This window comes from Kitasatospora sp. NPDC048722 (assembly GCF_040650235.1).
GTDB lineage: Bacteria > Actinomycetota > Actinomycetes > Streptomycetales > Streptomycetaceae > Kitasatospora.
Genome location: NZ_JBEZGX010000012.1, coordinates 68,927 through 82,311 on the forward strand (window position 1 = coordinate 68,927; position 13,385 = coordinate 82,311).

The 13,385-nt window shown below is 74.1% G+C and carries 8 protein-coding genes; all 8 read right to left on the reverse strand.

The window, feature by feature from the left end:
- Positions 1-386: 386 nt before the first annotated feature.
- Positions 387-2,291, reverse strand: coding sequence for a translational GTPase TypA (typA, locus tag AB0C76_RS11870; protein ID WP_359963344.1), 1,905 nt, complete (start codon positions 2,289-2,291; stop codon positions 387-389).
- 220 nt (positions 2,292-2,511) lie between these two features.
- Complete coding sequence (locus tag AB0C76_RS11875) at positions 2,512-4,302, reverse strand: ABC transporter family substrate-binding protein (protein WP_359963346.1); 1,791 nt, start codon at positions 4,300-4,302, stop codon at positions 2,512-2,514.
- 92 nt (positions 4,303-4,394) lie between these two features.
- Complete coding sequence (locus tag AB0C76_RS11880; protein ID WP_359963532.1) at positions 4,395-6,812, reverse strand: SpoIIE family protein phosphatase; 2,418 nt, start codon at positions 6,810-6,812, stop codon at positions 4,395-4,397.
- Between the two features lie 448 nt (positions 6,813-7,260).
- Positions 7,261-10,017: a SpoIIE family protein phosphatase gene (locus tag AB0C76_RS11885; protein ID WP_359963349.1), complete on the reverse strand. Its 2,757-nt coding sequence runs from the start codon at positions 10,015-10,017 to the stop codon at positions 7,261-7,263.
- A 185-nt stretch (positions 10,018-10,202) separates the two neighbouring features.
- On the reverse strand, positions 10,203-10,628 hold the full coding sequence (locus AB0C76_RS11890; RefSeq protein WP_359963352.1) for an NUDIX domain-containing protein: 426 nt from the start codon (positions 10,626-10,628) through the stop codon (positions 10,203-10,205).
- 10 nt (positions 10,629-10,638) lie between these two features.
- Positions 10,639-10,803, reverse strand: coding sequence for an SPOR domain-containing protein (locus AB0C76_RS11895; RefSeq protein ID WP_359963355.1), 165 nt, complete (start codon positions 10,801-10,803; stop codon positions 10,639-10,641).
- A gap of 116 nt (positions 10,804-10,919) precedes the next feature.
- Complete coding sequence (locus AB0C76_RS11900) at positions 10,920-12,281, reverse strand: DUF4190 domain-containing protein (RefSeq protein WP_359963358.1); 1,362 nt, start codon at positions 12,279-12,281, stop codon at positions 10,920-10,922.
- 160 nt (positions 12,282-12,441) lie between these two features.
- Positions 12,442-13,254, reverse strand: a complete 813-nt coding sequence (locus AB0C76_RS11905) for a methyltransferase domain-containing protein (RefSeq protein WP_359963361.1) — start codon at positions 13,252-13,254, stop codon at positions 12,442-12,444.
- Positions 13,255-13,385 lie beyond the last annotated feature (131 nt).

Consider the following 13,385-nt stretch of genomic DNA (forward strand, 5'->3'; position numbering starts at 1 on the left):
GGTTGGTTGATACCGGATCCGCCGTGCCGTCCGCGCTCGTGGTTTCGGCGCGCACCCCTGCGCGTTAACCCTTGACCCGAGCCTGACTGGCTCCACTATCCGTCACGCACGGACACGAAAGTGACCAATGCCGATCTCAATTAGGTCACATGAACGGTCGGTAAGTTTCGAAAACCGGACATATGAGACATAGCCAGACAGGTACCAAACGGACAGTCGTCATGAATGACGGACTGTCATGTTCGCTCAGCGGACACTCGACTGTGATAGGCGCTATTCCGTTTATACGCGCATCGACAACTTGGGGTGATTGAAAAAGTTCGCCCCCCTCTCCAGTGGAAAGGGGGGCGGATCTTTCCGGCCAAAGGCCGATCAAACCGTCGGGATCACGCCTTCTTGGCGCGCGAGGCGGTGCGGCCGCGGTCCTTCTGGTCCAGGACGACCTTGCGGATGCGAACCGTTTCCGGAGTCACCTCGATGCACTCGTCCTCGCGGCAGAACTCCAGCGACTGCTCCAGCGAGAGCTTGCGCGGCGGGACGATCGACTCGGCCACGTCGGCGGTCGAGGACCGCATGTTGGTGAGCTTCTTCTCCTTGGTGATGTTCACGTCCATGTCGTCGGAGCGCGAGTTCTCGCCGACGATCATGCCCTCGTACACCTCGGTGCCCGGCTCGCAGAAGAGCACGCCGCGCTCCTGCAGGTTGGTCATCGCGAAGGCGGTGACCACGCCGGCCCGGTCGGCGACCAGCGAGCCGTTGTTGCGGGTGGTCAGCGTGCCGAACCACGGCTCGTGGCCCTCGTGGATCGAGTGGGCGATGCCGGTGCCGCGGGTGTTGGTGAGGAACTCGGTGCGGAAGCCGATCAGGCCGCGGGACGGCACGACGAACTCCATCCGGACCCAGCCCGAGCCGTGGTTGGACATGTTGTCCATCCGGCCCTTGCGGACGCCCATGAGCTGGGTGACGGCACCCATGTGCTCCTCGGGGACGTCCACGGTGAGGCGCTCGACCGGCTCGTGCGTCTTGCCGTTGACCTCCTTGGTGACCACCTGCGGCTTGCCGACGGTCAGCTCGAAGCCCTCGCGGCGCATGGTCTCGATCAGGATGGCCAGCGCCAGCTCACCACGGCCCTGCACCTCCCAGGCGTCCGGGCGCTCGGTGTCCAGGACGCGCAGCGAGACGTTACCGATGAGCTCGCGGTCCAGGCGGTCCTTCACCTGGCGGGCGGTGACCTTGCGGTCCACCTTGGCGCCGGACTTGGCGTCCGCGCCCTTGCCGCTGCCGCCACGGCCGACGAGCGGCGAGGTGTTGGTGCCGATGGTCATCGAGATGGCCGGCTCGTCCACCGTGATCAGCGGCAGCGCGACCGGGTTCTCCGGGTCGGCCAGGGTCTCGCCGATCATGATGTCGGAGATGCCGGCGACGGCGCAGATGTCACCGGGGCCGGCGACCTCGGCCGGCTTGCGGGTGAGCGCCTCGGTCATCAGCAGCTCGGAGATGCGGACGTTCTGGATCGAGCCGTCGCGCTTGATCCAGGCCACGGTCTGGCCCTTGCGCAGCTCGCCCTGCTCGACGCGCAGCAGCGCGATGCGGCCGAGGAAGTTGTCGGCGTCCAGGTTGGTGACGTGGGCCTGGAGCGGGGCGTCCTCGTCGTAGCTCGGGGCCGGGACGTGCTCCAGCAGGGTGGAGAAGAACGGCTCCAGGCTGGTGCTGTCGGCCGGGACGGTGCCGTTCTCCGGCTTGGTCAGCGACGCGACGCCGTCACGGGCGCAGGCGTAGACGATCGGGAACTCGATCTGGTCCTCGTCGGCGTCCAGGTCCAGGAAGAGGTCGTAGGTCTCGTTGATGACCTCGTCGATCCGGGAGTCCGGGCGGTCCGTCTTGTTGATGCAGAGGATGACGGGCAGACGGGCCGAGAGCGCCTTGCGGAGCACGAAGCGGGTCTGCGGCAGCGGACCCTCGGAGGCGTCGACGAGGAGCACGACCGCGTCCACCATCGACAGACCGCGCTCGACCTCGCCACCGAAGTCGGCGTGGCCCGGGGTGTCGATGATGTTGATGGTGATCGGCGCGCCACCGTCCTTGGGGTGGTACTTGACGGCGGTGTTCTTCGCGAGAATGGTGATGCCCTTCTCGCGCTCCAGGTCGTTCGAGTCCATCATGCGGTCGTCGAGCTGCTGGTGGGCGGCGAAGGCGCCGGCCTGCTTCAGCATGGCGTCGACCAGGGTGGTCTTGCCGTGGTCGACGTGGGCGACGATGGCGACGTTACGGATGTCGTTGCGCGTGGGCATGCCTAGCGGATTCTCCCGGAATCGTGGGTTACGGCGCCCGGCCGCGAGACGCGCACTTGCGGCCGCTGTCGGCCGCCGCCACCCGTTCGCCTGCTACTACCGGTCCACCCGCCGGGCATCTGGACATGCCTCGGCTTTCTCCTATGGTACGGGGAAGGGCGCACCGGGGCAGAAACGAGCCCGTCCGGCGGGATCAAGATCACAGCCGGATCACGCCGGGCTACGACGTCAGGGACCATCCGACGTCCTGGAAGCGCGGCCAGTCGAAGCCCCACACCCCGGCCCCGGCCACGCCCGAGCGGACGCCGACCAGCTCCGGCCGCTGGTAGAGCGGCACCGAGTGGCCGAGCTGCCAGATCCGGACGTCGGCCTCCTGGAGCAGGTCCAGACGGGTGGCCCGGTCGAGCTCGCCGGCCGCCCGGTCGAAGAGGCGGTCGATCTCCTCGGTGCCGCTGCGGGCGTAGTTGCTGCCCGGGTCGAGGGTGCCGTCGGGGTCCGGCCGGGGCTTGGCGTAGGCCGGCCGCTGCTCGCTCGCCGGGCTGGGGCCGGCCGGCCAGGAGAACAGGGCGAGGTCGTAGTCGCCCACCGCGAGGTGGTCCTTGACGAAGGTGTCGGCGGGCGCGGTCACCGTCCGCAGGGCGACGCCCTGCTCGGCGAGGCCGGCGGTGAGGGCGTCGGCGGTGCGCTTGGCGGTCGCGGAGCCGGCCGGGACGAGCAGGTCGAGGGTGAGCGCCTTGCCGTCCTTGGCGCGCGTGCCGCCGCCGTCCGGCCGCTTCCACCCGGCCTCGTCGAAGAGCCGGGCGGCGTCGGCAGGGCCGGCGGCGGCGCTGTTGTCGCGGTAGCCGTCCTGGTCCCCCGCGAGGAGGTGGCTGCCCAGGGTCGCCGGGGCGAGGCCGAGCGGGGTGAGGGCCGCGGCGGCGACCCGCCGCCGGTCGACGGCCCGGCCGAGCGCGAGGCGCAGCGCCGGGTCGGTGAGCGGGGCCCGGGCCGCGTTGAGGGTGAGCTGGGTGAGCGAGGCGGTGGCGGCCCGGTGCACGGTGATCCCGGGCAGCGACTCGGCCCGCCGCAGGGCGAGCGCGGCCGCCTCGGGTGCGGCGGCGGGCGGCGCGGCGGCGGAGGGGCTCGCGGACGGCGCCGGGGGCGCCGCCCGGTCCACCGCCGCGGTGACCGGGGCGATGTCCAGCAGGTCCTGGTCCAGGGCGTCGAGGCGCCGTTCGGGGGCCGCCGCGAGGAAGTCGATCCGGTCGGCCTTCGGCCGGTCGCCCCACCAGAGCGGGTTGCGCACCACCGTCACCCGTCCGTCCTCGGCGTCGTACCGGGACACCGTGTACGGCCCGGCGCTGGGGTGCTCGCCGCCCGCGAGCGCCTGGTTGAACGCCGCCGCGGTGGACGTCTCGGCTGCCGGGTACAACGGTCCGAAGAGGGACGGCCAGTCGGCGCAGGGCCGCCGGAAGGTGACCTTGACCTCGCGCGGGTCGGCGCCCTGCCCGATCGAGTCGATGGCGTCGTACCCGGCCGGGTGGCCGCTCCGGTATGCCGGGTCGAGGCCGGAGAGCGCGGCCCGCTGCGCGATCAGGTCGGCGGCGGTCAGCGGGGTGCCGTCGCTCCAGACGGCGTGCGGGTTGAGCCGGTAGGTGACGACCTGCGGCTGCTGACCGGGCGGGGTGGACTCGGCGCCGGCCAGGTAGTCCGGGTCGGGGACGAGCCGGCCGTGCCCGTCGGGCCGGAAGAGCGACGGGTAGAGAGCGTGCGCGAGCAGCGCCGAGTCGGCGGTCGCGGCGGGCTGGTAGACGTTGAGCGTCGCGGGGACGCGGTCCACCGCCCAGCGCAGCGTCCCGCCGTCCCCGACGGCGGCGCGGTCGGTGGGCGGGACGTCCCCGGTGGCGGCGGTGACCTCGGGGACGGGCTCGGGGGCCGGGGGCCGGGCCGGGGCCGGACGGTCGGAGCAGCCGCCGAGCACGGCGGCGAGCAGCAGGGCGGCGGCTGCGGCGGTGAGCTGGCGGACGCGCATGGCGGCCATCGAACGCCGACCGGCCGGGCGAGCCCTTGCCGACACGGCGGGCCGCCGGGCGACTGCACCCGGACGGCCGATCCCCGGACGCCTCAGAGCGCCAGCTCGAACCAGACGATCTTGCCCTTGGGCGTCCGCCGGCTGCCCCAGCGCTCGGCGAGCAGGCTGACGAGCTGCAGGCCGCGCCCGCCCTCGTCGGTCTCCTGCGCGCGGCGCTGCCGGGGCTGGGCGTAGCCGTCGTCCCAGACCTCGCAGACCATGCCGCGGTCGCGCAGCAGCCGCAGCCGGATCTCGCCCCGCCCGTGCTTGAGCGCGTTGGTGACCAGCTCGCTGACGAGCAGCTCGGTGGTGTCGACGAGTTCGTCCAGGCCGCGGGCGAGCAGCCAGCTGCAGGCGAGTTCGCGGGCCTTGGCGACGGAGGTGGGCTCGGGCGGCAGGAACCAGTTGCCGACGCTGTCCTCGGGGAAGGCGTGCACCTTGGCCATCAGGAGGGCGATGTCGTCCTCCCCGTGGTGCGGGTTGAGCTCGCCGAGGACGTGGTCGCAGAGGTCCTCCAGGTCCTTGCCCTCGACGGAGAGCGCGGTGCGGAAGGCCCGCAGGCCCTCGTCCAGCTGGTGCTTGCGGCTCTCCACGAGGCCGTCGGTGTACAGGCCGAGGACGGCGCCGTCGGGCAGGGTGAGCTCGACCTCCTCGAAGGGCTCGCCGCCGACGCCGAGCGGCAGTCCGGGCGGCACGTCGAGCATCCGGGCGGGCTCGCCGGGGCTGAGCAGGACCGGCGGCAGGTGGCCGGCGTTGGCGAACACGCAGCGGCGGGTGACGGCGTCGAAGACCGCGTAGACGCAGGTGGCCAGGTAGACCTCGCGGGCCTCCTCGTCGGCCGTCGAGGTGAGCCGCCCGTACGGGCTGGCCGGGCCGGCCGGCACGGAGTCGTCGCCGAGGCCGCGGGCGATCTCGTCGAGGGCGCCGAGCACCTCGGCGGGGTCGAGGTCGAGCATCGCGAGGGTGCGGACGGCGGTGCGCAGCTGGCCCATGGCGACGGCGGCGCGCAGGCCGCGGCCCATGACGTCGCCGATGACGAGCGCGGTGCGGTTGCCGGGCAGCGGGATGACGTCGAACCAGTCGCCGCCGACCTCGGTGTTGTTGTTGCTGGGCAGGTAGCGGCAGGCGATCTCCAGGCCGCTGGCGGCCGGGTTGCCGGGCGGCAGGAGGCTGCGCTGGAGGATCAGGGCCCGCTCGTGCTCGCGGCGGTAGAGCCGGGCGTTGTCGATGCAGACGGCGGCGCGGGCGACGAGCTCCTCGGCGATGGCGACGTCGCGGGCGTCGAAGGGCTCGCTGCCGATGGCGCGGGAGAGCTGGACGAGCCCGAGGACCTGGTCGCGGGCGACCAGCGGGACGATCAGCGTGGAGCGCAACAGCGGGTCGGGCCCCGGCTCGGGGACGACGCTGCGGCCGGTGCGCAGGGCCCGGGCGTGCGGGGAGCGGCGCGGGTAGCAGAGCGTGCCGCCGGCCTCGGCGATGGGCAGGCCGGTGACCGAGCCGAGCACCGAGGAGGCGCCGCCGACGACGCTGGAGACGGCGACCCGGCGCAGCTCGCCGCTGCCGTCGGTGAGGACGGTGTCGCCGAGGCGCCCGGCGCTCGGGACGCTCTCGCCGGAGAGCAGCGCGGTGTACAGGTCGACGGTCGCGAGGTCGCAGAACGGCGGGACGACGACGTCCAGCAGCTCCTTGGCGGTGGTCTCCAGGTCGAGGGTGGAGCCGATGTGCGCGCTGGCCTCGTTGAGCAGGGCGAGGTTGCGGCGCACGCCGTCGGCCTCGCGCTCGGCGACGTGCCGGCTGGTGACGTCGGAGACCTGTCCGGCGACCCCGATGGGCTGGCCCGCGGCGCCGTTGAGGCGGTAGAGCGACACGGCCCAGAGCCGGTTGCCCTCGCGGGTGGGGACGACACCGTGGAAGCGCAGGTCGAACACGGGCTCGCCGGTGGCGAGGACCTTGCGCAGGGCGGCGCTGAGCCGGTCGGCCTCGGAGGGCGGGAAGAGGTCGTGCGGGGTGAGGCCTTCGAGGTCGACCGGGGCGAGGCCCATGCCGGAGGCGAAGGCGTCGTTGACGCGCTGGAGGCGCAGCCGGTCGTCGAACAGGACGAAGCCGGTCGGGGTCTGGCCGAAAACCGCCTCCGAGGCGGCGAGGTCGGTCTCCACGCGGCGCAGCCGGCCGAGGTCGACGGCGAGACAGGTGGCGCCGGCGGGCAGCGCGGTGTCCGGCATCAGGTACAGCTCGGCCAGGCCCTCGCCGCCGGCGGCGTCGAGGTAGGGGGTGGTGCCGGTCCACTCCTCGCCACCGAGGGTGCGCTCCAGCCGGGCGCGGCCGCGCTGCCAGAGCTCGCGCGGGACGAACGTGGTGATCGGGTCGGCGCCAACCGCGTCGGCGGCGGGGACGCCGAAGAACTCGGCGGCGCGCTCGCTCCACTGGCTGATCCGCCCGTCGGGGCCGATCGCGAAGGTGGCGACCCGGATGTAGTCGTAGACCGAGCCGGCGCCCGCGTGGGTGCCGGCGGGGGCGGCGGCGCCGTGCCGGCCCTCGGCCGCGGCGGCCGCGCGGGCGGTCACCGGGGCGGGCAGGTGCGGTGAACCGGCCTGCCCGGGCACGGCAGCATGACCGCTGCTGCTCGGCGCGTTCCGCGCCGGGGTGCTGTTCAACGGACCGACCCCTCCAACCCGCGACCGTCCGGATGTCGAGAAGACCGAGTATTCATCATCGAGGGGTGCGTTCACACGCCCTCAACATCACAACATCAGATCGGGCGAAGGTTTTTGTCCTACCGCCCGCGCAACCACAATGCCACGCCCGCGCCCCCTTCCGGAGTGCGCGCTCCCCCTGGCCACCAGGTGGCATATGCAGCCCCGTTCTACTCGCGTCCCGCTGGTCGTCCGCGCCGGCTCACGCCCTCGCCCGCCGCACGCCTCACGGCTCGTCGGGCTCATTACCCGTGAGCGCCTGCTCGAACCAGACGACCTTGCCGATGCCCTCGGCCCTGGCGCCCCAGCGCAGCGCGATCCGGCGGACCAGCTCCAGGCCCCGGCCGCCCTCGTCCGCCTCGGCCGCGTGCCGCTCGCGGGGCGGGTCGGGAAGCGGGTCGGAGATCTCCACCAGCAACGTCTCGCCGAGCGTCAGCCGGACCCCGATCGGGGCGCTGGCGTACCGGACGGCGTTCGTGACCAGCTCGCTGACCAGCAGCTCCGCAGTGTCGGTGAGCGCCTCGACGCCCCACTCGGCGAGCGCGGAGCGCACCAGCCGCCGGGCCCGGGAGACGGCGGTGGGCTCGGCCGGCAGCGTCCAGCCGGCCGTCGGGGTGCCGGCCTGGCCGTGGCCGAGCCGGGCCAGCAGCAGCGCGACGTCGTCCGGCTCGCGCCCCTGCTCCATGGTGTCGAGCACGGCCTCGCAGGCGGCCTGGATGGACGCGTGCGGCTCCTGGAGGACGGTGACCAGCCGGCCGAGGCCGACGTCCAGGTCCTTGTCCCTGGACTCGACCAGGCCGTCGGTGCACAGCGCGAGCAGACTGCCCTCGGGGATCTTCAGTTCGACCGACTCGAACGGGACGCCCCCGACGCCGAGCGGGGCGCCGGAGGGCAGGTCGAGGATCCGGCCGGTGCCGCCGGGCAGCGGGCCGCCGGTGCGGGTCGGCTCCTCGGTCTCCTGGCCGGGCACCACGAGCACCGGGGGGATGTGTCCGGCCTTGGCGACGGTCAGCCGGGCCGTGCCGGGGTCGAAGACGGCGTAGACGCAGGTCGCGAGGAGCGCCTCGTCCGGCCCCTGGGCGAGGTCGTCGGCGAGCTCGTGGACGTGCCGCAGCAGCACGTCCGGCGGCAGGTCGAGGGCGGCGAGCACCCGGACCGCGGTGCGCAGCCGGCCCATGGTCGCGGCGGCCCGCAGGCCGTGGCCCATGACGTCGCCGACGACCAGCGCGGTGCGGTCGCCGGGCAGCGGGATGACGTCGAACCAGTCGCCGCCGACCTCGGTGCCGCTGGAGCCGGGCACGTAGCGGTAGGCGACCTCGACGCCGGTGGGCTGCGGGACCTGCTGCGGGAGCAGGGTGCGCTGGAGGGTGAGCGCGGCGGTGCGCTCGCGGGCGTAGAGGCGGGCGTTGTCGAGGGAGCTGCCGGCCCGGTCGGCGAGTTCGACGGTGAAGGCGAGGTCGTCCCGGTCGAAGCCCTCGCGGTAGCCGGCCCGGCTGACCAGCAGCAGGCCGATCACGATGCCGCGGGCGCGCAGCGGGACGACGAGCATCGAGTGCACGCCGAGGTCGTGCGCGGCCTGCATCTTCGGGTCGCCCGGGTAGGTGACGTCGTTCAGCTGGTCCGCGCCGGAGAGCAGCTCGGGGACGCCGGTGCGCAGCACCCGGCCGCAGGCGGAGTCCTCGGCGAAGGTGATCCGGGCGCCGCGGCGCAGCATGACGTCGACCTCGGGGCCGTCCTGGACGGAGGCGGTGCCGAGCTGGAGCAGTGAGGTGCGCCGGTCGTGGCCGTGCCGGGGCAGGTCGTCGCCGTGGGCGACGGCCTGCAGCAGGATCACCGCGGAGTGGTCGGTGAGCCGGGGGACGACGGAGCCGGCCAGCTCCTGGGCGATCCGGGCGGCGTCGAGGAGGTCGCCGACCCGCGAGCCGAACTCGTTGAGCAGGGAGAGCCTGCGCCGGGCGTGCTCGACCTTGGAGACGGCCCGGTAGCGCTCGGTGACGTCCATGACGGTGCCGGAGATGCCGAGCACCCGGCCGGAGCGGTCGGTCATCCGGCTGTAGGAGATCGAGCGGTAGCCGGAGCGGGCCGTGACCGGGGAGGCGAGGGTGACGTCGATGACCGGCTCGCCGGTGGCCAGCACCTGGCGCTGGATGGCGGTGATCTCGTCGGCGGCCCGCTCGGGCAGGGTCTCGCCGGTGGTGCGGCCGACGTGGTCGTCGGTGGCGACGCCGTTCATCTCGGCGAGGGTCTGGTTGACGGCGGTGTAGCGCAGGTCGGTGTCGAGGACGGCGATGCCGAGCGGGGACTGCTCGAACAGCGCGTCGCGCACCGCGAGGTCGCGCTCGACGGCCCGGACGGCGGCCGCCTCGGCCAGGTTGACCTGGAGGAACGGGGTGCCGTCGCCGTCCACCAGCAGCGAGATCCGGGCGTCCACGGCGACCGGCACGCCGTCCCGGTCGCGCAGTTCGGCGGGTCCGGCCCAGCGGCCGTTGCGCAGGGTGTCCTGGATGGCGGCCTGGATCCGGGCGGCCTGGTCGTGGTCCGGGATGAGCTCGTCGATCCGGCGGCCGACCAGCAGCTCGTTCGGCCAGCCGAGCAGTTCCTCGGCGGCGGGGCTCCAGAGCACCACGCGGCCGGCCGTGTCGAGGATCGCGATGGCGACCTTGAGCATGTCGAGCAGGCTGCCCTCGGCCGGGGCGCCGGCCCCGCCCGGCGGCTCGGTGGGCCCGCCGGGGAACGGGCGGCCGGGACGGCTGCGCAGGCCGGGGGCGGGGAGGTCGAGGGTCGGCGCGGGCCGCGGGGTGCCGGCCTCGGCACCGCCCGGGGCGGCCTCGGTGACGGCGGCGGGCCCGTGGCCCCGGCGGCGGCCGACGGCCGGCTGCGGGGCGGCCGGGCGGGCGCCGCGGCGCAGCCGGGCGCGGGCGGCGGCGCTCCCCGCGGCGCCTGTCCGCCGCGCTCCCCCGCCGCCGTTACCGGTATTCGACACCGACGGGGCCTCCGGCTCTGGTCGGGATCGGCGGCGCCGGCTGGGGCGGCTCACCGATGGTGACGAAACATACCGAAAAGTGACATACCCAGCAGAACCCAGGCTATCCCGGCTGCCGGGTCGTCTTGTCCGATTGACCTACCTGGCGCGGCGCCGGGGCCGGGGCCGCGCCAACAGGTGGGGGCTCAGGCGCGCAGGAGTCCGGCGACGTGCGGCAGGACGTCCCGGTCGTGGTCGAGCCAGTCGACGGAGTCCAGCTCGTCCGGGCCGAGCCAGCGCAGTTCGTCGTGCTCCAGGAGCGGACGGGGGTCGCCGGCGAGCAGCTCGGCGGCCCAGAAGTGCAGCTCCAGTCCCGGTCGGACGGCCCACGCGCCGGGCAGCCGCGCCAGTGCCCGGGCGTGCACGCCGAGCTCCTCCAGCAGCTCCCGCTCCAGCGCCTCGGCCTCCGTCTCGCCGGGCTCGGCCTTGCCGCCCGGGAACTCCCAGCGCCCGGCCACCTCCGCAGGGGTGTTGCGACGCGCGGCCAGCACCCGCCCCGCCCGGACGATCGCGCCGCCGATCACGATCCGGACGGCGGCCTGCTCCTCGATGTTCACGGTCCCGGGATTCATGGCACCGAGCCTAGGCGTCCCCGGCCGCGCGCTCGACCTCGACCCAGTAGAGCTGCTTGTGGCCGCGGGCCTCGAACTCGGCCGCGAGGCGCTCGGCCTCGTCCTTCGCCAGCCCCCGTGCGACGACGAAGCGGTTGCCGTTGTCGTCCTGCCGCATCACCCGAAAGGTGGTCATGGCGGGAGCGTATCCCCGGCCTGCGTGGGGGTCGGGCCGGGGATACCTGTCTGAACCGTACGGGCGGCTCGCTACCGGCAGGTACGGGCCGGGTTAACTCCGGGTAAGACGGCGCGTCAGACCCGGAGGTCGGGCACCTGCTCTCCGGTGGACAGGCCCAGCTCGCGGCGGGCGTCCACGCTCAGCGGAGTGGTCTTGGCCGTCAGCAGCTTCGCCCGCCGGATCTCGCCCTCCAGCACGGCCGGATCGGTCGTCCGCGCGGCGGAGTCCCAGGCGGTGGCGGCGTCCCGCTGGGCGGCGGCCAGCGCCGCGACCTTCGGCTTCGCGGCGTCCGGCCAGGACGTCGTCGTGCGGGACAGCTGCTCGGCCTCGGAGCGGGAGGCCGCCGCCATCCGCCCGGCCCAGGTCGCGTACTCGGCGCCGGCCGTCGCGACCTCGCCCTTGGGCTGGTCGGCGTAGGCCGTGTTGAAGCCGCGGACGGCCTCCAGGTAGGCGAGCTGGGCGGAGGTCAGGCTGCCGCGGTCGGTGCGGACGGTGCCCACGTGCTCGGCGTCGCGGTCCTCGAAGGCGCAGGTGATGTACCGCTCGCCGAACTTCCAGTTCCCGGCGGTCGGATAGAGGTAGATCTCGTCCATGCCGTCCGGGATCGCCCACTGGTCGAGGGCGTAGGCGTCGAGCACGGGGCGGCAGAGCTCCGCGGCGCGCTCTCGGATCGCCGACTCGCCCGGGTAGCTCTGGCTGTCGCCCGCCGGGGTCCGGGCGGTGCCGGCCACCTCGCCGTGGTGCGGGGCGGAGCAGGGCACCTTGCGGACCCAGTACACCGTCTCGTCGCCGCCGTCCGGGTCGACCCGGGTGCCACCGTCCGGGGAGCTGTAGCAGTCGCCGGACTTGAGGGCGGACCAGCGGACCGTGCCGGCCGGGGCCTTGGGCGGCGCGCCGGAGTCGGCACGGTCGACCGGGCCCAGCGCGGCGCCGAGGACGCCGAACACCGTGACCATGATGCCGAACACGCCGAACACCAGGCCCGTCACGGCCATGCCCATGCCGCGCTCGGCGCGCTTCCTGATCTGGACCATCGCGACGACCGACAGCACGAGGGCGATCGGCCACGCGCAGACGAGGCCGGTCACGAGGGCTCCGATGGCGAAGCCGTTGACCTGCCTGGGGGGCTGGGGGTAGCCGTACGGGTGACCGGGCTGGAAGCCGGAGTACGCGGCGGGCGGCACCGACGCCCAGCCCCCGACGGGTGGGGGCGGCGGCGGGGGCGGGGTCAGGGGCGGGGCCCCGGTGGGGGCGGCCCACGGGTCGGCGGGAGCCGGGGCGGCGGCAAGCGGGGCCACGTCGGCGGGAGCCTCCGGGAGACCGGTCTTGGCGAGGTCCACCCGGTCCCCCGGGGTGTCCGCAGGTTGTCGCGGAGCCTCGTAGGGCGCGGGGTTCTCCGGCCCGGGGACGGGCGCGTCGGGATCGGGCTTGGACACGTGGACTCCCCCGGCCCGGCGGTGCGGGCGTCAGCTCGGCGTTCTGCGCCGTCCGGCGGCCTTCGGCACACGGCTCGGACCCGAACGGGCCCCGAGAACGAACGGTCGCGCGACTTTACCCGATCTTTTCGAACACCGGCCCGCCCTTTGTTCCCCGCCCTCAGCCGCGCGCCAGGACCTCTCCGTGGAGCATCGAGAACCAGGCGTCCCCGGCTCCGCTCCACTCCCGCCAGCCGGCCGCGATCCGCTCCAGCTCCGCCCGGTCGGCGAAGCCCGCGGCCACCGCCGTGCGGGCGAACGCCGAGTCGACCGTCCGGTCCGCCCACATGCCGCCCCACCACGCGCACCGCTCGGGCGTCGCGAACGTCCAGGTGGTGGCGGTGGCGGCGACCTCGGCGAAGCCGGCCGCCCGGGCCCAGGACAGCAGCCGCCGCCCGGCGTCCGGCTCGCCGCCGTTGGCGCGCGCGGTCCGCCGGTAGAGCGCCAGCCAGTCGTCCAGCACGGGCGCTTCGGGGTACCAGGTCATCGAGGCGTAGTCGACGTCCCGGGCCGCGACCACGCCGCCCGGCGCCAGCACCCGGCGCATCTCGCGCAGCGCGGCCACCGGGTCGGCCACGTGCTGAAGCACCTGATGGGCGTGCACCACGTCGAACTCGCCGTCACCGTAGGACAGTTGGTGGACGTCAGCGACCTCGAAGACGACGTTCGACAGCCCCCGCCCCGCGACGTACTCGGCCGCCTGCTCCAACACCTCGGCGGAGGCGTCCACGGCCACCACCCGCCCGTTCGGACCGACCAGCTCGGCCAGGTCGGCGGTGATCGTGCCGGGCCCGCAGCCGACGTCCAGCAGGGCCTGCCCGGGACGCAGTTCGGGCAGCAGATAGGCGGCGGAGTCGGCGGCGCCGCGCGAGCGGTGCGAGCGCAGCACGGCCTCCTGGTGGCCGTGCGTGTAGACGGTGGACGGTTCGCTCATCGGATCCCCCTCGATCGTGTTCGGCTTCCCCCGACGCTACTCCCATTCTCGCATCGCGAGAGGATTCGTCTCACATGTCGGCCGCTCGACGGTGCCCGCCCCGCCACCCGCCGTACCGTGGAGGCGCCCCC

Excerpts from the sequence above, each read along its gene's own strand:
- AB0C76_RS11875 (WP_359963346.1), bottom strand. The coding sequence starts at position 4,302 with ATGCGCGTCCGCCAGCTCACCGCCGCAGCCGCCGCCCTGCTGCTCGCC.
- AB0C76_RS11905 (WP_359963361.1), bottom strand. The coding sequence starts at position 13,254 with ATGAGCGAACCGTCCACCGTCTACACGCACGGCCACCAGGAGGCCGTG.
- typA (WP_359963344.1), bottom strand. The coding sequence starts at position 2,291 with ATGCCCACGCGCAACGACATCCGTAACGTCGCCATCGTCGCCCACGTC.
- AB0C76_RS11890 (WP_359963352.1), bottom strand. The coding sequence starts at position 10,628 with ATGAATCCCGGGACCGTGAACATCGAGGAGCAGGCCGCCGTCCGGATC.
- AB0C76_RS11895 (WP_359963355.1), bottom strand. The coding sequence starts at position 10,803 with ATGACCACCTTTCGGGTGATGCGGCAGGACGACAACGGCAACCGCTTC.